The sequence below is a fragment of the Sphingomonas yabuuchiae genome, from assembly GCF_014199595.1.
Taxonomy (GTDB): domain Bacteria; phylum Pseudomonadota; class Alphaproteobacteria; order Sphingomonadales; family Sphingomonadaceae; genus Sphingomonas; species Sphingomonas yabuuchiae.
This window is the reverse complement of sequence record NZ_JACHNX010000001.1, coordinates 188,472-205,679: the sequence shown is the minus strand read 5'-3', so window position 1 is coordinate 205,679 and position 17,208 is coordinate 188,472. Positions and strand designations below refer to the sequence as shown.

Below are 17,208 nucleotides of genomic sequence, written 5' to 3'. Positions count from 1 at the left end.
CCGAAGTTCGGATCAGCCGATCGTCGGAATCTGCTGCGAGATGCAGTGGAAGCTGCCGCCGCCGGTCAGGATCGCATCGGCGCGCAGGCCCACGACCTGGCGGTCGGGGAAGATTGCCTGGATCGCGGCGACCCCGGCCTCGTCATTCTCGCTGCCATAGAGCGGCACCACGACCGAGGCATTGCCGATATAGAAGTTCATATAGCTGGCGGGTACGACCTCGTCGTCGCGCAGCACGCGGCCCGGCGACGGGATGCCGACGACCTCCAGACCGGCGGCCTGCGCGTCGCGCTTGGCGGCGGCATAGACCTGCCAGTTGGGGTCGTTCTCGGCGGCTTCGGGAATGGCGACGCGGTTGGGACCGACGAAGCGCGCCAGATTGTCGACATGGCCATCGGTATGGTCGTTGAGCAGGCCGTTGCCCAGCCAGACGATCCGGGTCAGCCCCAGGTCGTTGGCGAGCCGGTCGGCGATCTCGCCCTCCCGCAGGTCGGGATTGCGGTTGGGGTTGAGCAGGCACTGGCGCGTCGTCACGACCAGCCCGGTGCCGTCCCCGTCGATCGCGCCGCCCTCCAGCACCCATTCGCAGCGGGTGGCGGAAAGCCCGCGATCCTCGGCCAGCCGTGCACCGACCGTGTCGTCGCCGGGCAGGTCGTACTTGCCGCCCCAGCCGTTGAACCGGAACAGCCGGGCCGAACCGTCGCCGGTGATGATCGGGCCGGTATCGCGCAGCCAGATATCGCCAAAGGGCTGGACGACCACGTCCGCCATGTCGCCCGCCATCGCGCGCGCGGCCTCGGCCGCCTCGCCATCGGCGGCGACCAGAATCACCCGCTCGCCCCGGCCATCGGCATGGACGGCGCGGGCAAAGGCCAGCACCTCCTCGCGCGCAGGGTCGAGATCCTCTTCCCACAGCTCCGGATGGCTGGGAAAGCCGATCCATACGGCGTCATGCGGGGCCCATTCGGGCGGCGGAGGCGTGGTCACGGTTGGCGTGGTCACTGGACGTTCTTCCTGCTTTGATCGCGAATGCCGCGAAATTCGGCGGTGGGATACCAGTTGGGCCACAGGCCCGGCCGGTCGGCGAGCGTCCTGCCCAATTGATAATAGACCGTCAAATCCTCGACCGCGCCCGACCAATCCCAGCGGGGATCATATTCGTCGGCGGGCTTGTGATAGCGGTTGGCGACATAGTCCTCGGACGCCGCCTTGCCCGCGGCGACGCCGCCCATCACCTTGTCCTGCCCCGAGCCACCGTCGAGCATCGGCACGCCCAGCTTGGCGAACGAGAAATGGTCGGAGCGGTAATAGCTGCCACGCTCGGGATTGGCCTCCTCGCCGATATAGCGCCCTTGGGCGCCGACCAGCGACTTGGCGAGGTCCTCGATCTCGGACTTGCCCTTGCCGACCAGCACGAAGTCCTTCGACCGCCCGGTGACGTTCAGCCCGTCCATGTTCACCCCGCCCACGGTACGGGCGAGCGGGAAGACGGGATGCTGCGCATAATAGCCCGAGCCGAGCAGCCCGCTTTCCTCCGCCGTCACCGCCAGGAATGCGATGGACCGCTTGGCCGGTCCCGCCTTGGCTTGCGCCTCGGCCAAAGCGACCAGCCCCGCCACGCCGGTCGCATTGTCGAGCGCGCCGTTGCAGATATCGTCGCCGTCCACCGCGTCGCAGCGTCCCAGATGGTCCCAATGCGCCGAATAGAGGACGTAATCACCAGGTTCCGTCGTGCCCGGCAGGACGCCGATCACGTTCTTCGACGCCTGACGCCGGATCGTGTTGGCAAAGCCGCCCGACAGGGTCAGGCCCAGCGGCACCGCCTTGAACCCCTTTTGCTGCGCCGCTTTGGTCAGCGTGGCGAGGTCCTTGCCCGCCGCCTTCAGGATGCGCTGCGCCACCGGTTGCTGCAGCCAGCCGATGACCTGGCTCTGGTCCTGATGGTCGCCCGCCTCGTCCAATTCCAGCTGCGGCCCGGTCCAGGAGGATTGCACCACCGCCCAGGGATAGGCGGCGGGTTCGGTCTGGTGGACGATCAGCGCGGCGGCGGCGCCGTGCTTGGCGGCATTCTCGAACTTGTAGGGCCAGCGACCATACCAGGTCATCGTGCGCCCCTCGAACGGCCCTTCGCGGCCCATGGTCTGCCAGTCGGCATCGTTGATCAGGATGACCACCGTCTTGCCGCGCACATCGACCCCGGCATAATCGTCCCAGCCCTTTTCGGGCGCGGTGATGCCGTATCCGACGAAGACCAGCTCGCTGTCCTTCACGTCGATGCGCGGGGCCACGCGATAGGTGCCGACGACCATGTCGGTGCGATAGGCGAGCGGAATGGTCGCACCCTTGCCCTTGACGGTGAAGGGCTGGACGTCGGTGGCGGTGATCTCGACCATCGGCACGTCCTGGGTCCAGCTGCCCTTGTTGCCGGGCTTCAGACCCGCCTTTTGAAAGCGGTCGATAATGTACGCGACCGTCTTGTCCTCGGCCGGCGTGGTCGGTGCGCGGCCTTCATATTCGTCGGAGGACAGGGTCTGCGTGACCGTCTTCAGCGTGTCGACCGAGATGGCGGGCTTGTCCTGCGCCATCGCGGTGCCGGAGAGGAGGAGGGACAGGATAAGCAGGCGGCGCATGATGATTTCCCCTTATGTTTGGGGATGTTGTGCCCGGCCGCTGATCGCGGGGCAAGAGTATGCGACGGGACGGCCTGCCCGCCCCTCGAACCAGGGTGTCACAAGCAGATGGGGCATCGCCAAGGCCGCGATACCGGCAAACAGGGCGCGGACGCCGGTCCCCTCCCGATAGACAAAAAATGCTCCCACCGCCGCCGCGATGAGAAGGGCCGCGAGGAGGATGGGAGCGACCGCCCGGAAATAGGCGCGATGGCTGACGCAACCGATCTCTTGCCGCCGCTGATCGGTCTGCGGAAGGGCGTGCAGAACCAGAAAGCCGATCGAAAAACCGATCAGCGGCGGCAGGACCAACAAGGCGCCGGTGCCGATCAACAGGCGCCCGTCGCGGCGCCGTATCGCCATGATCAGGACCAGCGCCGTCGCAACGGCTCCGGCAGCGATCAGCAGGAAAAGCACGGTCGTCGAAATGCCATGGCCTGCCGCGAAGGCGAGAATGTCGCCATAACCCTCGCGATGCAGGATCGCCGGCGTCGCCACCAGCGAGATGCCCCGCGCCGCCCGCTCCGGCAGACCGCCATGGGGCGCATCCTCCACCCCGAAATGAATGGCCGAGGCCGCCAGGAACAGGGGTAACGCGATCTGAGGGTATCCCGTCCACCACGCTAGGCAGATCAGGGACACGGAGACATATAGGAACAGGAACAGGGGGCGGCGGCCCGGCGCGACGATCGCCAGATCGCTGGCGCCATGCGCCATGCCGAGGACACCGATGGCCAGGATCGCAAAGCCCAGCTGGATGGGCAAGGAACCGGCGGAGGCGGCCAGTGCCGCCCCCGCCAACATGGTCCAGCCGATCACCGGGGCGCGCGTCATCAGGCGCGATGGTCGTGCAGCGCCGTCTTCAGATTGGCGGCCGCATAGAAGGCGTAGACGACCTTCGCCAGCACATCCATGATCAGGATCGCCCAGACCGACGTCGGATCGCTGATGATCTTCAGTCCTTCCGGCCCGACCAGGAAGACGATCGGGTACAGGAACCAGATCACGGTCAGGAACACGACGTTTTTCCGATAGGCCGTGCCCAGGGCTTCGCCTCGTTCGGCCGCCATGGCGCGCAGCGGAACCCACAGCAGATACAGCACGCCGACAAAGGCTGCGCACGACCAGAGATACCATACCCATTTCAGCACGGGCACGAGCGCCAGCGACGAGATCAGGCCAGTGACGATCATGAGGACGTCGAGGACGATGATCGCGGTCAGATAGCCGCCGACCTCCCCCGTTTTGCCCCGCTCGTGAAAGGCCAGCAGCACCAGGCTGGCAAGCAGGATCGGCGTCGTGACGGACCAATCGGCGTAACGGGCCAGATAGGTCACCGATCCGTCGATGTTGATCAGCGTGCCGATGCCGAAGGCCATGGCAAGATAGGCCGTCGCCGCGATAAATGGCACGGCGGCATGGAGCAATGTGTGATGCAGCGACGGCGACGTCTTGCTGCCTTTTGCGTAAATGGCCAGCGAGGCCAGGGACATGATCGTGAAGCCGATCAGGAACGCCATCCAATCCATCTGCAACCCTCCGGTTAAGGGGCGACAGTGGGCCGACCCATGACCTGAACAGCGCATCGGGTTTGTCGATCCGGCATGACGCAAATGTTAGAATGGAAAACAAAAAGGGCGGCCCCATCGGGACCGCCCTTTCCAAAACTTCGGTAAGACCCGAAACTTAGCGCGAATAGAATTCGACGACCAGGTTCGGTTCCATCTTCACCGGATAAGGCACCTCGTCCAGGGTCGGGATGCGGGTCAGCGCGACCTTGGTGTTGCCGTCGGCGGTGACATAGTCCGGCACTTCACGCTCGGCGAGCTGCTGTGCTTCCATGACCAGCGCCATTTCGGTCGCCTTCGAACCCAGCGAGATCTCGTCACCGACGAAGCAGCGACGCGACGCGATGTTGCACTTCACGCCGTTGACGCGGATGTGGCCGTGGCTGACCAGCTGGCGCGCAGCGAAGATCGTCGGCGCGAATTTGGCGCGGTACACGATCATGTCCAGACGCTGCTCGAGCAGGCCGATCAGGTTCTGCGAGGTATCGCCCTTCATGCGGGCGGCTTCCTGGTAGCAGGCCTTGAACTGCTTCTCGGTCACGTCGCCATAATAGCCCTTCAGCTTCTGCTTGGCGCGCAGCTGCAGACCGAAGTCCGACATCTTGCCCTTGCGACGCTGACCGTGCTGGCCGGGGCCGTATTCACGCTTGTTGACGGGGCTCTTGGGGCGACCCCAAATGTTCTCGCCCATACGGCGATCGAGCTTGTACTTTGCGCTTTGACGCTTCGACATGTGTAATCCTTGGCAATTACGAACGACGTTGGTCCCGGTATCGCACCATGCAAGCCTTTATGGGGACAAGCGCAGGCCCACCGCTTCACCGGGATGCGGGGGCAATTGCGAAGCGGCGCGCCTAGACGACGGGCGCGCCGGAGTCAAGCGAAGCGGGCGATCAGCGTCCGCTGGCGGTGTTCAGCCGCCCGGTGGCGTTTTCCACGTCGTTGCGCGCATTGGCCGCGATCTCGTCCCATTCCGCCTGGGTCTTGCAGATCCGCTTGGCCGACAGGCGCGAGCCGGTGGTTTCCTGGACCCGGCAGATCTTCTTTTCCTTCACCGGCGCGGGCGCGGGTTCGGCCTGTTGCCCGGTCAGGGCCAGCAGCAGCAACGTGGTCAGCATCGTCCTATCTCCCAATTGGAACGCGCCGCCATGCTATCCCGCGCACGGTCCGATCGGCAAGCCGGACTGGACAGCGGGAACGCCACCCGGCAGAGCCTTGGCCCATGACCCAGATTCTCGCCGGACCCGATTGCACCACCATGGCGGAGGTCCGCGCGGGCGTGGACCAGCTCGACCGCGAACTGGTCGCCCTGCTCGCGCGCCGCTTCGCCTATATGGACGCCGCCGCCCGGATCAAACCGACCCGCGACCGCGTGCGCGACGAGGACCGCAAGACCCAGGTCATCGACCAGGCCCGCGACGAAGCCCGCCGCCTGGGCGTCCCCGAAGCGGTCGTCGCCGACATCTGGGAAATGCTGGTCGAAGGCTCGATCGCCTATGAACTGGCGGCGTTCGACCGGACACGGGGGTAAGCGGGCCCCGTCTCTGCCCCTGCGCCCCCATCTCGGTTCAGCCTGAGCGAAGTCGAAGGCCACGCCCCGAGGCCCGCCACAGGGGCCGTTTGGCGGAGGCCATCCCATAGGCTTAGACTTCGCTCAGCCTGAACGGGGGTGGACGAATTACCGCTGGCGCGGCCGTGCCAGGGTCGACAACACGCCGCGCAGCGTCCGCACCTCCTGGCTCGACCAGCCGGGCTTGGTCAGCAGGGTGCGCAGCGTGCGCTTGCTCGCCGGGGTGCGGTCTGGCGGGAAGAAGAACCCCGCATTCTCCAGCATATCCTCCAGCTGGCCGATCATCCCGTCCAGCTCGCCCTGCGGCGCGACCTCGGGCAGTTCGACCTCGGGCGGCTGGGCCAGTTCGATACCCTTGGACCATTCATAGGCGATCAGGATCACCGCCTGTGCCAGGTTCAGGCTGCCGAATTCCGGGTTGATCGGCACCGTCACGATCTTGCGCGCGATGGCGACGTCGTCGGTTTCCAGCCCCGACCGTTCCGGCCCGAACAGGAAGGCCGCGCGGCCCACCGTATCGGCATGGATTTCGCGGGCCGCCTCTTCCGGGGTGACGACCGGCTTGGTCACGCCGCGCTTGCGCACCGTCGTCGCATAGACCTGCGCACAATCGGCGACCGCGTCGGATACGCTCTCATAGACCTTGGCCTGTTCCAGCACGATGTCCGCGCCCGACGCCGCCGGGCCCGCTTGCGGATTGGGCCAGCCGTCGCGCGGGGTGACGAGGCGCATCTCGACCAGCCCGAAATTCAGCATGGCACGCGCGGCCTTGCCGATATTCTCGCCGAGCTGCGGGCGGACCAGGACGATGACGGGGGGCTGGGATTGGGGCTTGGACAAAATTCAATCTTCCGTTCGCCCTGAGCGAAGTCGAAGGGCACGTTCCGCGCGCGGTATCGCGGCTTCTTTCAGGCGCGTCCAGTCCGATGCGATTAGCGCGGCCTTCTTGGTGCGAGACCAGCCCTTGATCTGGCGTTCGGTGGTCAGGGCTTCGTGGCGGGAGGGGAAGTCCTGCGACCAAGCCAGTTCCACGGGGCGGCGGGTTAGCGTGTAGCCGGGGAGTTCGCCTGACTGATGCTGGGCGATACGGTGTTCGAGATTGTCGGTGTGGCCGGTGTAGAAGCTGCCGTCGGAGCAAAGCAGGATGTAGCAGTAGAAGGCCATCTCATCAGGCTATCGCTTTTGCGGTTTGCGGCAAGGGAGTCCCTTGGGCTTCGACTTCGCTCAGCCTGAACGGGGGTGGGGGATGAGCGGCGGTCAATACGATGCTGGATAAAAACAGCCGTTCAGGCTGAGCGAAGTCGAAGCCCACGCCCCGCCCTCACCACGCGCCTAAACTCACTCCCCCCGAGGCGCCACCTCTTCCACCGTCCCGGCAAAAGCCTCGAAATCCTTCGCCTCACCGAACTCGCGATAGACGCTGGCGAAGCGGATATACGCCACCGAATCCAGGCCCTTGAGCCCCTCCATCACCATCTCTCCGATCCGCTTGGACGACACCTCGCCCTCACCGCTCGTCTCGAGCTGGCGCTGGATGCCGGACACCAGCTTCTCCACCCGCACCGGATCGATGGGTCGCTTGCGCGTCGCAATGGCGATGGATCGTACCAGCTTCTCGCGGTCGAAGGGTTCGCGTCGGTCCTCGCTCTTCAGCACGAACAACTCGCGCAGCTGGATGCGTTCGAACGTCGTGAAGCGCGCGCCGCAGCCTTCGCATTGGCGGCGGCGGCGGATGGCCGCCCCGTCTTCGGTGGGGCGGCTGTCCTTTACCTGACTGTCTTCATGGCCACAAAAGGGGCAGCGCATTCAGATCTTCTTCTTGGCCTTGAGATAGGCATAGCCCGCACCCGCCGCCGCGCCGAAGATCGGGCCGACGAACGGCACCGGGATCGCGACGACCGCACCGAGCGCGCCCCATTTCGCCATGCTCTTGCCGAGGCCGGGGGTCGACTTGATGTCGTTCTGCACCTCGGAAAACTTCTGGTCGAACTTGGCCATGCGATTACGTCCTTATCCCTGGTAGATCGGAAAGCGTGCGCAAAGCTCACGCACACGGGCACGAACGTTTGCCTCGACCTCCGGGTCCCCATGTTCGCCCTTGGCCTTCAGACCGTCGAGCACATCGGCAACCATATGGCCGATCTGTTCGAACTCGGCCGGACCGAAGCCGCGCGTGGTTCCGGCGGGCGAGCCGACGCGGATGCCGCTGGTCTTCATCGGCGGCAGCGGATCGTTGGGGATGCCGTTCTTGTTGCAGGTGATGCCCGCCCGCTCCAGCGCCTCGTCGGCGTCGCGGCCGGTGATGCCCAGCGGGGTCAGGTCGACCAACGCCAGATGCGTGTCGGTGCCGCCCGCGACCAGGTTCGCCCCGCGCGCCTTCAGCGTCGCCGCCAGCGTGCGGGCGTTTTCCACGACCGCCGCGATATAGGTCTTGAACTCGGGCTGGAGCGCCTCGCCGAACGCGACCGCCTTGGCGGCGATGACGTGCATCAGCGGGCCACCCTGCAGGCCGGGGAAGACCGCCGAGTTGATCTTCTTTGCGATCGCCTCGTCATTGGTCATGATCATGCCGCCGCGCGGACCGCGCAGCGTCTTGTGCGTGGTGGTGGTCACGACATGCGCATGGCCGAACGGGGTCGGGTGCAGCCCGCCCGCGACGATGCCCGCGAAGTGCGCCATGTCGACCATGAAATAGGCGCCGACCTCGTCCGCAATGGCGCGGAACTTGGCGAAGTCGATGACGCGCGGATAGGCCGAGCCGCCCGCGATGATGATCTTGGGCTGGCACTCGCGCGCGATCCGGGCGACCTCGTCATAGTCGATCAGGTGCGTCTCGGGATCGACGCCGTACTGGACGGCGTTGAACCACTTGCCCGACAGCGCGGCCTTGGCGCCGTGCGTCAGATGGCCACCGGCGTCGAGCGACAGGCCCATGATCGTGTCGCCGGGCTTGGCCAGCGCCAGCATCACCGCGCCGTTCGCCTGTGCGCCCGAGTGCGGCTGGACGTTGACGAAGTTGCAGCCGAAAATCTGCTTAGCGCGGTCGATCGCCAGCTGCTCGACCTCATCTGACGGCGCGCAGCCCTGATAATAGCGCTTGCCCGGATAACCCTCGGCATATTTGTTGGTAAAGACGGACCCTTGCGCTTCCATCACCGCCTTGGAGACGATGTTCTCGGAGGCGATCAGCTCGATCTGGGTCTGCTCGCGTTCCAGCTCGTGCGCAACACCGGCGAAGACGGCGGGGTCGGCATCGGCGAGGGTGCGGGTGAAGAAACCGGCGGGCTGGACGTCGTTAAGCGTGCTCATGAGGGTATCCTTGGCGTTCAATTCTGGGCGGGCGCGGTGGACAGCATGTCGACACGGCGCTGATGACGTCCGCCCTCGAACGGGGTGGACAGGAAAGCTGCGAGGCAGGCCTTGGCCATTTCCTCGCCGATGACGCGCGCGCCCATGGCGATAGCGTTGGCGTCGTTATGCTGACGGGCGAGCGCGGCCGACAGCGGCTCGGACACCAGCGCGCAGCGGCAGGCGGGGTTGCGGTTGGCCGCGATCGAGATACCGATGCCCGATCCGCACAGCGCGACGCCACGCTCGGCGCGACCATCGGCCAGCGCTTCGCCGACCGCGCGGCCGAAATCGGGATAATCGACACTGGCATTGCCGTCGGTGCCCAGGTCCAGCACCTCATGCCCCTGTTCGCGCAGCCAGTCCGCCAGCACGGTCTTCAACGAGACGGCGGCATGATCGGATGCGATCGCGATGCGCATGGGACGGGCGCTCCTGATGGGGTCGAATGGAATGCCCGCGCCTTTACGCGCGCAACGGGCCCATGGCTACCCCTTCGCGCAACGGAACGTGCGCCACCGTTGGGGGGTTCTGCGCGCGATGAAGCGCATCCTGATCCTCGCCGCCCTCTCTGCCCTGACCGCCTGCTCACGCGAGACGCCGGAGGAGGTCAGGAACACCGCGGCTCCCACCGCCACCGCCAACGCCACCAGCGCCGCCGCGACGGCGGGCCCGGCCGGAGACGGGTCGACCTTCACTGGCCTGCCGAAGAAAAAGGGCCCCGATTATGTCGGCCGTTATGTCGGGGTGGAGGGCATGTACCTCAACATCAAGCACGCAGCGACGCCGGGCCGTTATCGCATGGAGATGCAGTGGGACCTCGACAACAAGGGCGAGTTCCGGGGCGAACAGGTCGGCGACACGATCGTGTTCGAGCGCGGCGGCGTCCGCGAGACGCTGCGCCCGACCAATGGCGATGCGACGGGATTGAAGTATCTGGCGGGCAAGACCGAGTGCCTGACCGTCAAGACCGGCGAGGGCTATTGCAAGAGGTGAAGCGCGGCTAGGCTCGCGCCGCCCGCCATGATAGGATTGCATCCGTGAACCAGCTGGCCCGCCTCTCCTCGGACACCCGCGCGCGCTTCACGGCGCCCGAATTTCTGCACATGGTCGAAAGCGGTGCCTTCGAGGGCATGAAGGTCGAGCTGATCGACGGGGAGCTGGAGCGGATGAACCCGCCAATGAATGGTCACTCCGCGGCTCAGGCCAATGTCGTATTCTATCTGGCCCAAAAACTGGGACTTGCCGTCGTGCGGGCAGAGACCGGTCTGGTCCTGAACGATTCGACCGTCGTCGCCTGCGACGCCGCACTGCTGCGCCAGCCGTTGGTCGAGAACCGCTTCCTGACGCCGTATGACGTGCAGCTGGTCATCGAGATCGCACAGACCACGCAAAGCCGCGATATGGGGCTCAAGCGGATGCTTTACGCCCAGGCGGGCATCCCGACCTATTGGGTGATCGACGGAGTGCGGCGCGTCGTCCATGTCTATGCCGATCCGGTCGAGGGCGACTATTGCAGCGTCCACACGGTGCGGTTCGGCGAGGCACTGGCGGTCCCGGGCAGCGACGCCGCAATCACGCTCGATTAAAATTTGACCTTGGAAATGGTGACCACCCCGGCGAAGGCCGGGGTGAAGTTCCCATACGATAGATGGCGAAGGGCAGCCCCTTACGCCGCCATCTTCAATTCGAGCCGCTCCCAGATTTCGACCAGCGCCGACACCAGTTCCGCCATCATCGCCTCGTCATGCGCGGGGCCGGGGGTGAAGCGCAGCCGCTCCGTACCGCGGGGCACGGTCGGGTAATTGATCGGCTGGACGTACACGCCATATTCGGCGAGCAGGATGTCGCTGATCTTCTTGGCCTTGACGGGATCGCCGACCATCACCGGCACGATATGCGTCTCGCCCAGCATGACGGGCAGGTTCGCTTCGGACATCATCGCCTTCAGCTTCGCGGCGGCGGCCTGCTGCCCCTCGCGCTCGACCGAGCTCTGCTTCAAGTGACGCACGCTCGCCAACACGCCCGCGACCAGCACCGGCGACAACGAAGTCGTGAAGATGAATCCCGGCGCATAGGAACGGATCACGTCGACGATCATCCGGTCGGCCGCGATATAGCCGCCCATCACGCCGAACGCCTTGCCCAGCGTGCCCTCGATCACGGTCAGCCGGTGGGCGACGCCGTCGCGCTCCGAAATGCCGCCGCCGCGCGCGCCGTACATGCCGACCGCATGCACCTCGTCGAGATAGGTCAGCGCGTTATACTTGTCCGCCAGATCGCAGATCGCCGCGATCGGTGCGACATCGCCCTCCATCGAATAGACGCTCTCGAACGCGATCAGCTTGGGCACCGCCGGATCGGCCGCCGCCAGCAGTTCCTCCAGATGCACCAGATCATTGTGGCGGAAGACCTGCTTCTCGCAGCCCGAATTGCGGATTCCCGCGATCATCGAGGCGTGGTTCAGTTCGTCGGAAAAGATCACGCAGCCCGGCAGGATCTTGGCCAAGGTCGCCAGCGTCGCTTCGTTGGAGACATAGCCGCTGGTGAACAGCAAAGCCGCTTCCTTGCCGTGCAGGTCGGCGAGTTCGCCTTCCAGATCGACATGATAATGCGTGTTGCCGCCAATGTTGCGCGTGCCGCCCGAACCGGCGCCGACGTCGTGCAGCGCTTCCTCCATCGCGGCGATGACCTTCGGGTGCTGCCCCATCGCCAGATAGTCGTTGGAGCACCAGACCGTGATCGGCTTGGGCCCGTTATGCCCGGCAAAACACCGCGCGTTGGGAAACATGCCCTTGTTGCGTAGGATGTCGATGAAGACGCGGTAACGTCCCTCGGCGTGCAGGCGGTCGATCGCCTGGGTGAAGACGCGGGAATAATCCACGCGCACGTCCGTGCCTTCGATGCTCATGGGAGGGGAATGTAGGCGCAAGCCGCACATGAATCGAGTCGGGAACTGCGCTCACTGTGATCGATCATGGTGGACATATTGTCCCAAAGACCGATCGGTTCCCGATATGCGCAGTTTGGAGCTTCCGCCCTGCCGGGTGAAGCGTTCGAATCACGGATAACTGACGGTCTTCGGAATCTCCGGGATTTCGATGCGCTCGGCATCGTCGCCCGGCACGGTCGGAAACTCCCGCGCGCGCCAGGCCCGCTTCGCCTCCTCGATCCGCTCGCGGCGCGAGGACACGAAATTCCACCAGACATGGCGCGGCGTCGTGAACGCATCGCCGCCGCACAGCATCACCCGCCCACCCGATTCGGACCGCAAGGTCGCGGCGATCCCCGGCTTCAGGATGTAGAGACGCTGCGGTTCCAGCGGCATCCCCTCCAGGCTGGCCTCGCCCAGCGCGCAGTACACGGCGCGCTCCTCCGCCGAGGGGTCTATGGGAATGCTGCCGCCCGGTTCCAGCGCGATGTCGGCATAGATGGTACCCGCATAGGTCGTCGTCGGTGCCCGTTGTCCCCACAGCTCGCCCATGATGACCCGCGCGGTGGCACCCTGCCCCTGGATTTCGGGCAGCGCCTCGGCCGGGACATGCTCGAAACAGGGATCGATCTCCTCCTGCGCTTCGGGCAGCGCAAGCCAGGTCTGGATGCCCGACAGCACCGGGCCCTGCGGCCGCATCTCGCCCGGCGAGCGTTCGGAATGGACGATGCCATGGCCTGCGGTCATCAGATTGACCGCACCCGGCTCGATCACCAGATCGCTGCCCAGCGAATCGCGGTGGCCGATCGCGCCGTCGAACAGATAGGTGACGGTCGCCAGGTTGATATGCGGATGCGGCCGCACGTCGATGCCGGAGCCGGGTTGCAACTGCGCCGGGCCCATCTGGTCGAAGAAGATGAAGGGGCCGACCATCGTCCGCTCCTTGTTGGGCAGCGTCCGGTGGACCTTGAACCCGCCCAGATCGTGGCTGGAGGGTTGCAGGGTGCGCAGCAGGAAATCGTCAAACATGGCTTTGCTCCGTGGGGGCCGGCTCCGTGGCGTCGAGCAGCGCGATCAGGTCGGTCGGGAAATAGGGTTCGGTATGGGCGGCCAGCTCTTCACGGCTGAACCAGCGCCAGCTCTGCATGACCCGCTGCTCCAGCGCGGTGTGACCCGCCCCCGTCACCTCATGCGCGTCGATGTCGACGCGGAAATAGCGTTCGTCGGCCTCGACCTCGACACCCTCGATGGTCAGGAACTCGACCTGCCGCCGTGCGACCTGAGGCCCGCAATCGCGGTCGAGGCCGGTTTCCTCCAGCAACTCGCGGCGCGCGGCCTGTTCATAGTTTTCCCCCGGATCGACCGCGCCGCCCGGCGTGCACCAGAAGGGCGGGCGATCGCCGGGAGTGAAGCGGAACATCAGGGTCCGGCCCGCCCCATCCACCAACAGGATGCGCGCGGCGGGACGGGGTATGCGGGTCATTCGGCGTCAAGCTCCAGATAATGGCGGAAAATTCCATCCTCATTGAACGCCTGTCGCCGGTCGCTGTCCAGATAGGCGGCAATGCCGGGCACGGCCTTTACACGGTCGTACAGGGCGATGAGCGCGGGATAGTCGCCCTCGACCGACGCCATGCGCCTGGGGAACATGTAGCGCAGACCCGCGATCAACTGGAACAGCGAGGTATCGACCGGCGACCAGCGCCCGCCCGCCATCCACTCGCCGTCACCCAGCGCATCCTCGAAATAGCCAAGAAATTTGGGGAGGCGTTCCTGGCGGAACTGCGCGGCGGCGCGGGCGGCTTCGGGCTTCTGTTCGTGATAATAGGCGCCGGTCGCGACCGGATGATGCACATTATGCACCTCGGCCACCATGTCGCTGATCGTCAGTTGCAGCTGGTTCAGCCAGACGCGGTCGCTCACCGGTGCCAGATCGTGCCGCTCGGTCAGCCAGTGGAGGATATTGGCGACCTGCGCGATCGCCCGTCCCCCGGTGCGCAAATATGGCGGAGCGAAGGGCAAGCGGCTCCCCTTGCGCATGTCGGCGAGCAGCGCCTCGGCCCCCTCCTCCACGCCCCGGTCGCGATAGGGCAGACCTGCGGCCTCCAGCACCAGCCGGACGAACTCGCCGCGTCCCGGCAGGCCGGGCCAGTACCACAGGTCATAGGGCATGGGATTATTCTCCGGGCGCCTTCGCGCTGATCGCCAGCGCATGGATACGCTCCGACAACAGATCGGCGAGCGCGTGGTTCACCATGCGCTGGCGGGCGACGCGCGACTGGCCTGCGAAAGCGGGCGCGACGACGATGACGCGGAAATGGCTCTCGCCGGTGCCGTCATCGCCCAGATGGCCGCGATGCATCGCGCTTTCGTTGATGACTTCCAGATGGGCAGGCGACAGCGCCTGGGTCAGGCGGGCGGTGATCTGGTCTGTGATTGGGGCGGTGGTGATATCGGTCATGGCCCCTATATAGACGGTTTTTCAGGACAAGCGGATAGCCGTGGCGCGTCGGTCGAGCAGCGATACCCCCAAGGACAAACCCCCAAGGGAAAAAACGGGCGCACGGTTTCACGGCCGCGTCGAGAATAGCGACCGTGTGTGCGACCATGCGGGCTGCACCGAAGCGGGCGAGTTCCGTGCGCCGCCGGCCGAGGGCACGCGCAGCGGCGACGGGCCGGGCCAGTTCCGCTGGTTCTGCCTGGAACATGTCCGCGCCTTCAACAGCCGCTACAATTTCTTCGACGGCATGAGCGCGGACGAGATCCACCGCGCCCAGCGCCCCTATGCGGGCTGGGAGCGCGAGACCCGTGCCTTTGCGCAGAACGGCACCGATCCGGGACCGCGCTGGGCCGATTTCTCCGATCCACTGGACGCCATCGCCGCGCGCTATCGCCGCGAGGCCGCGCCCGAGCGATCGGACGGCAAGCCCCTGTCGGGGCAGGATCGTGAAAGCCTGAAGGTGCTGGGGCTGGAGGCGAATGCCGATCGTGGGGCGCTCCGGCGGCGATATAGCGAGCTGGTGCGGCGCTATCATCCCGACCGCAATGGCGGGGATCGTGCCCATGAGGCGCGGCTGCAAAAGGTGATCGCGGCCTATCAGCAACTCCGCCAGGCGCCCGCATTCGCGTGACCCCTAATTCCTCCCCTGCAAGGGGAGGATCATTACTTCCGCGGCCCGACCAGTCCGAATCGCGCGCCCTGCGGGTCGCGGGCGGACAGCGAATAGTCCCCGCCCGGAATCTCCATCGGTCCGAACTCGATCGTACCGCCCCGCTCGACCACCCGCGCCGCCGCCGCATCGATATCGTCCACCGCGACATAGAAATGCCAGCCCGGCTCACCCCCCGGCGGGCAGCCCATCAGCGCGCCCAGCACGACAGGTCCATCGGCCAGGAAGCGATACTCCCCCAGCTCGCCCATCGGCATCCCGCCCTGATGGCTCCAGCCGAAATGCCGTCCGAAAAAGGCCAGCGCCCGCTCGGGGTCGCTCGCGATCCGCTCGTTCCAGACGACATGGCCGGTCGCCGGGCCGGTGCCATGCTCGACAAAGGAACGCGACGGCTGCGCCGCTTCCGGCGCCATGATGTAGAAGGGTGCGCCCAGGGTATCGGTGACCAGCGCCATGCGCCCCACCCCGTCCATCGTCCAGGCGGGCATCAGCACCTGCCCGCCATCCTCGATGATGGCCCCCAGCGATTCGTCAACATCGACCACCGGCAGATATCCGAACCAGACCGGACCGCCCGGCGAACCATCGGGCCGCTGCATCAGCCCGCCGATCGCCTCGCCTTCGGGCGTCGCGAAGATGCGATAATCGATTCCGGCAATACCGCTGTCGCCGATCTGCCAGCCGACGACATGGGTATAGAAATCCTGCGCCGCCGCGATGTCGTCGGTCAGCAATTCGTACCAGATGAAATTCGCCATGATCGCCCCGCCCTTTTACCCGACAGATCAAATGCTTGCCCCGTGACGCGACTCGCACGCCAAGAGCCCGAGGATGACCCCGAAGCCATCGCCCCGCAATCGCCGGAAGACCCGTTTCGTGCGATCACCGCCATTGAGTAGGGAGCCGCGCTTGGCTTAAGGCGTTGAGCGACGAGACGAGGGCCTGATGACCAACATCCCGAATACGCTTCCCGACAGCCGCGATACGACGATTCTCGATGCACCCGACAAGATGGTGTCGGTGCGCGACCTGTTCGGCATCGACACCGACATGGAGGTTCCGGCCTTTTCGGTGTCGGACGAGCGCGTCCCCGATCTCGATCCCGCCTATGTGTTCGATCCCGACACCACGCTGGCGATCCTGGCGGGTTTCGCGCACAACCGCCGCGTGATGGTCCAGGGCTATCACGGCACCGGCAAATCGAGCCATATCGAACAGGTCGCCGCCCGCCTCAACTGGCCGTGCATCCGCATCAACCTAGACGCGCATATCAGCCGTATCGACCTGATCGGCCGTGACGCCATCGTCCTGAAGGACGGGCAGCAGGTGACCGAATTCCGCGAGGGCCTGCTCCCCTGGGCGCTCCAGACGCCGACCGCGCTCGTCTTCGACGAATATGATGCGGGCCGCCCCGACGTGATGTTCGTGATTCAGCGCGTGCTGGAGACGGAGGGCAAGCTGACCCTGCTCGACCAGAACCGCGTGATCCGCCCGAACAAGTGGTTCCGCCTGTTCGCCACCGCCAACACGGTGGGTCTGGGCGACACCAGCGGCCTGTATCACGGCACGCAGCAGATCAACCAGGGCCAGATGGACCGCTGGAACATCGTGGTCACGCTCAACTATCTGCCCGCCGTCACCGAGGCGCAGATCGTGCTCGCCAAGTCGGGCGAATATGACAAGCCCGACGGCAAGCAGCTGGTCGAGAACATGGTCCGCGTCGCCGACATGACCCGCAAGGGCTTCGTCAACGGCGACATCTCGACCGTGATGAGCCCGCGCACGGTCATCACCTGGGCGCAGAACACGCTGATCTTCGGCGATCCGGGCTTTGCCTTCCGCCTGTCCTTCCTCAACAAGTGCGACGAGAATGAGCGCGCGCTGGTGGCGGAATATTATCAGCGCGTCTTCGGCAAGGACCTGCCCGAAAGCGTCGTCGGCCGGGCCTGAT

The 17,208-nt window shown here is 65.7% G+C and carries 23 protein-coding genes; 5 read left to right on the top strand and 18 right to left on the bottom strand.

Annotated features, from left to right (window positions below; genetic code table 11):
* Positions 1 to 12: 12 nt before the first annotated feature.
* The 6 genes from GGQ89_RS00935 to GGQ89_RS00910 form a co-directional block, all read right to left on the bottom strand.
* Positions 13 to 987: an agmatine deiminase family protein gene (locus GGQ89_RS00935; protein WP_184103994.1), complete on the bottom strand. Its 975-nt coding sequence runs from the start codon at positions 985 to 987 to the stop codon at positions 13 to 15.
* A gap of 11 nt (positions 988 to 998) precedes the next feature.
* A complete protein-coding gene (locus GGQ89_RS00930; protein WP_184103339.1) occupies positions 999 to 2,630 on the bottom strand; it encodes a M28 family metallopeptidase in 1,632 nt (543 codons plus the stop codon).
* A 12-nt stretch (positions 2,631 to 2,642) separates the two neighbouring features.
* Positions 2,643 to 3,503, bottom strand: a complete 861-nt coding sequence (locus tag GGQ89_RS00925) for a Brp/Blh family beta-carotene 15,15'-dioxygenase (protein WP_184103336.1) — start codon at positions 3,501 to 3,503, stop codon at positions 2,643 to 2,645.
* Positions 3,503 to 4,189 carry a bacteriorhodopsin gene (locus tag GGQ89_RS00920; protein WP_206362793.1) on the bottom strand — a complete coding sequence of 229 codons (687 nt, stop codon included), beginning with the start codon at positions 4,187 to 4,189 and terminating at the stop codon, positions 3,503 to 3,505. Before GGQ89_RS00920 ends, GGQ89_RS00925 begins: the two co-directional genes overlap by 1 nt.
* A gap of 166 nt (positions 4,190 to 4,355) precedes the next feature.
* Positions 4,356 to 4,970: a 30S ribosomal protein S4 gene (rpsD, locus tag GGQ89_RS00915; RefSeq protein WP_042490485.1), complete on the bottom strand. Its 615-nt coding sequence runs from the start codon at positions 4,968 to 4,970 to the stop codon at positions 4,356 to 4,358.
* A gap of 160 nt (positions 4,971 to 5,130) precedes the next feature.
* Positions 5,131 to 5,355, bottom strand: coding sequence for a hypothetical protein (locus GGQ89_RS00910; RefSeq protein ID WP_184103330.1), 225 nt, complete (start codon positions 5,353 to 5,355; stop codon positions 5,131 to 5,133).
* A gap of 104 nt (positions 5,356 to 5,459) precedes the next feature.
* On the opposite strand from GGQ89_RS00910, the gene GGQ89_RS00905 reads away from it, so the two are divergent.
* Complete coding sequence (locus GGQ89_RS00905; protein ID WP_184103328.1) at positions 5,460 to 5,768, top strand: chorismate mutase; 309 nt, start codon at positions 5,460 to 5,462, stop codon at positions 5,766 to 5,768.
* Between the two features lie 147 nt (positions 5,769 to 5,915).
* On the opposite strand, the gene GGQ89_RS00900 is transcribed toward GGQ89_RS00905, so the two are convergent.
* The 6 genes from GGQ89_RS00900 to rpiB all read right to left on the bottom strand — a co-directional run bounded on the left by GGQ89_RS00900 (position 5,916) and on the right by rpiB (position 9,577).
* Positions 5,916 to 6,647: an RNA methyltransferase gene (locus tag GGQ89_RS00900; RefSeq protein WP_184103326.1), complete on the bottom strand. Its 732-nt coding sequence runs from the start codon at positions 6,645 to 6,647 to the stop codon at positions 5,916 to 5,918.
* A gap of 3 nt (positions 6,648 to 6,650) precedes the next feature.
* The gene (locus tag GGQ89_RS00895; RefSeq protein ID WP_184103324.1) at positions 6,651 to 6,971 is read right to left on the bottom strand and encodes a GIY-YIG nuclease family protein; all 321 of its coding nucleotides are present in this window, start codon (positions 6,969 to 6,971) and stop codon (positions 6,651 to 6,653) included.
* Positions 6,972 to 7,145: 174 nt separating this feature from the next.
* Positions 7,146 to 7,613, bottom strand: a complete 468-nt coding sequence (gene nrdR, locus GGQ89_RS00890; RefSeq protein ID WP_056432010.1) for a transcriptional regulator NrdR — start codon at positions 7,611 to 7,613, stop codon at positions 7,146 to 7,148.
* Entirely contained in the window at positions 7,614 to 7,805 is a 192-nt protein-coding gene (locus GGQ89_RS00885; protein ID WP_056432013.1) for a hypothetical protein, read from the bottom strand.
* A 12-nt stretch (positions 7,806 to 7,817) separates the two neighbouring features.
* Positions 7,818 to 9,116, bottom strand: coding sequence for a serine hydroxymethyltransferase (glyA, locus tag GGQ89_RS00880; RefSeq protein ID WP_076717846.1), 1,299 nt, complete (start codon positions 9,114 to 9,116; stop codon positions 7,818 to 7,820).
* Positions 9,117 to 9,133: 17 nt separating this feature from the next.
* Positions 9,134 to 9,577, bottom strand: coding sequence for a ribose 5-phosphate isomerase B (gene rpiB, locus GGQ89_RS00875; protein ID WP_061780478.1), 444 nt, complete (start codon positions 9,575 to 9,577; stop codon positions 9,134 to 9,136).
* Between the two features lie 118 nt (positions 9,578 to 9,695).
* Here rpiB and GGQ89_RS00870 point away from each other — a divergent pair, with 118 nt between their 5' ends.
* Entirely contained in the window at positions 9,696 to 10,151 is a 456-nt protein-coding gene (locus tag GGQ89_RS00870; protein ID WP_206362781.1) for a hypothetical protein, read from the top strand.
* A 44-nt stretch (positions 10,152 to 10,195) separates the two neighbouring features.
* The gene (locus GGQ89_RS00865) at positions 10,196 to 10,744 is read left to right on the top strand and encodes a Uma2 family endonuclease (protein ID WP_184103321.1); all 549 of its coding nucleotides are present in this window, start codon (positions 10,196 to 10,198) and stop codon (positions 10,742 to 10,744) included.
* A gap of 80 nt (positions 10,745 to 10,824) precedes the next feature.
* Here the strand turns inward: GGQ89_RS00865 and hemA are convergent, their stop codons facing one another.
* The 5 genes from hemA to GGQ89_RS00840 form a co-directional block, all read right to left on the bottom strand.
* The gene (gene hemA, locus GGQ89_RS00860) at positions 10,825 to 12,066 is read right to left on the bottom strand and encodes a 5-aminolevulinate synthase (RefSeq protein ID WP_076714713.1); all 1,242 of its coding nucleotides are present in this window, start codon (positions 12,064 to 12,066) and stop codon (positions 10,825 to 10,827) included.
* Positions 12,067 to 12,216: 150 nt separating this feature from the next.
* Positions 12,217 to 13,116, bottom strand: a complete 900-nt coding sequence (locus GGQ89_RS00855) for a pirin family protein (RefSeq protein WP_056432034.1) — start codon at positions 13,114 to 13,116, stop codon at positions 12,217 to 12,219.
* On the bottom strand, positions 13,109 to 13,570 hold the full coding sequence (locus tag GGQ89_RS00850) for an NUDIX hydrolase (protein ID WP_184103319.1): 462 nt from the start codon (positions 13,568 to 13,570) through the stop codon (positions 13,109 to 13,111). The genes GGQ89_RS00855 and GGQ89_RS00850 overlap by 8 nt, the downstream gene beginning before the upstream one ends.
* Entirely contained in the window at positions 13,567 to 14,259 is a 693-nt protein-coding gene (locus tag GGQ89_RS00845; RefSeq protein ID WP_184103317.1) for a glutathione S-transferase, read from the bottom strand. The genes GGQ89_RS00850 and GGQ89_RS00845 overlap by 4 nt, the downstream gene beginning before the upstream one ends.
* Positions 14,260 to 14,263: 4 nt before the next feature.
* Positions 14,264 to 14,548 (bottom strand): BolA family protein, encoded by a 285-nt coding sequence (locus GGQ89_RS00840; RefSeq protein WP_184103315.1) that lies wholly within the window; start codon positions 14,546 to 14,548, stop codon positions 14,264 to 14,266.
* Between the two features lie 136 nt (positions 14,549 to 14,684).
* On the opposite strand from GGQ89_RS00840, the gene GGQ89_RS00835 reads away from it, so the two are divergent.
* Positions 14,685 to 15,218 (top strand): J domain-containing protein, encoded by a 534-nt coding sequence (locus tag GGQ89_RS00835; RefSeq protein ID WP_338112405.1) that lies wholly within the window; start codon positions 14,685 to 14,687, stop codon positions 15,216 to 15,218.
* 32 nt (positions 15,219 to 15,250) lie between these two features.
* On the opposite strand, the gene GGQ89_RS00830 is transcribed toward GGQ89_RS00835, so the two are convergent.
* Positions 15,251 to 16,015: a VOC family protein gene (locus GGQ89_RS00830; RefSeq protein WP_184103311.1), complete on the bottom strand. Its 765-nt coding sequence runs from the start codon at positions 16,013 to 16,015 to the stop codon at positions 15,251 to 15,253.
* Between the two features lie 187 nt (positions 16,016 to 16,202).
* On the opposite strand from GGQ89_RS00830, the gene cobS reads away from it, so the two are divergent.
* Complete coding sequence (gene cobS / locus GGQ89_RS00825) at positions 16,203 to 17,207, top strand: cobaltochelatase subunit CobS (protein ID WP_056432053.1); 1,005 nt, start codon at positions 16,203 to 16,205, stop codon at positions 17,205 to 17,207.
* Position 17,208 lies beyond the last annotated feature (1 nt).

What these genes read in the sequence shown, in the direction of transcription:
- GGQ89_RS00930 (WP_184103339.1), bottom strand. Translation starts at nt 2,630, where the DNA reads ATGCGCCGCCTGCTTATCCTGTCCCTCCTCCTCTCCGGCACCGCGATG.
- GGQ89_RS00925 (WP_184103336.1), bottom strand. Translation starts at nt 3,503, where the DNA reads ATGACGCGCGCCCCGGTGATCGGCTGGACCATGTTGGCGGGGGCGGCA.
- GGQ89_RS00920 (WP_206362793.1), bottom strand. Translation starts at nt 4,189, where the DNA reads ATGGCGTTCCTGATCGGCTTCACGATCATGTCCCTGGCCTCGCTGGCC.
- rpsD (WP_042490485.1), bottom strand. Translation starts at nt 4,970, where the DNA reads ATGTCGAAGCGTCAAAGCGCAAAGTACAAGCTCGATCGCCGTATGGGC.
- GGQ89_RS00910 (WP_184103330.1), bottom strand. Translation starts at nt 5,355, where the DNA reads ATGCTGACCACGTTGCTGCTGCTGGCCCTGACCGGGCAACAGGCCGAA.
- GGQ89_RS00905 (WP_184103328.1), top strand. Translation starts at nt 5,460, where the DNA reads ATGACCCAGATTCTCGCCGGACCCGATTGCACCACCATGGCGGAGGTC.
- GGQ89_RS00895 (WP_184103324.1), bottom strand. Translation starts at nt 6,971, where the DNA reads ATGGCCTTCTACTGCTACATCCTGCTTTGCTCCGACGGCAGCTTCTAC.
- nrdR (WP_056432010.1), bottom strand. Translation starts at nt 7,613, where the DNA reads ATGCGCTGCCCCTTTTGTGGCCATGAAGACAGTCAGGTAAAGGACAGC.
- GGQ89_RS00885 (WP_056432013.1), bottom strand. Translation starts at nt 7,805, where the DNA reads ATGGCCAAGTTCGACCAGAAGTTTTCCGAGGTGCAGAACGACATCAAG.
- glyA (WP_076717846.1), bottom strand. Translation starts at nt 9,116, where the DNA reads ATGAGCACGCTTAACGACGTCCAGCCCGCCGGTTTCTTCACCCGCACC.
- rpiB (WP_061780478.1), bottom strand. Translation starts at nt 9,577, where the DNA reads ATGCGCATCGCGATCGCATCCGATCATGCCGCCGTCTCGTTGAAGACC.
- GGQ89_RS00870 (WP_206362781.1), top strand. Translation starts at nt 9,696, where the DNA reads ATGAAGCGCATCCTGATCCTCGCCGCCCTCTCTGCCCTGACCGCCTGC.
- hemA (WP_076714713.1), bottom strand. Translation starts at nt 12,066, where the DNA reads ATGAGCATCGAAGGCACGGACGTGCGCGTGGATTATTCCCGCGTCTTC.
- GGQ89_RS00855 (WP_056432034.1), bottom strand. Translation starts at nt 13,116, where the DNA reads ATGTTTGACGATTTCCTGCTGCGCACCCTGCAACCCTCCAGCCACGAT.
- GGQ89_RS00850 (WP_184103319.1), bottom strand. Translation starts at nt 13,570, where the DNA reads ATGACCCGCATACCCCGTCCCGCCGCGCGCATCCTGTTGGTGGATGGG.
- GGQ89_RS00845 (WP_184103317.1), bottom strand. Translation starts at nt 14,259, where the DNA reads ATGCCCTATGACCTGTGGTACTGGCCCGGCCTGCCGGGACGCGGCGAG.
- GGQ89_RS00840 (WP_184103315.1), bottom strand. Translation starts at nt 14,548, where the DNA reads ATGACCGATATCACCACCGCCCCAATCACAGACCAGATCACCGCCCGC.
- GGQ89_RS00830 (WP_184103311.1), bottom strand. Translation starts at nt 16,015, where the DNA reads ATGGCGAATTTCATCTGGTACGAATTGCTGACCGACGACATCGCGGCG.
- cobS (WP_056432053.1), top strand. Translation starts at nt 16,203, where the DNA reads ATGACCAACATCCCGAATACGCTTCCCGACAGCCGCGATACGACGATT.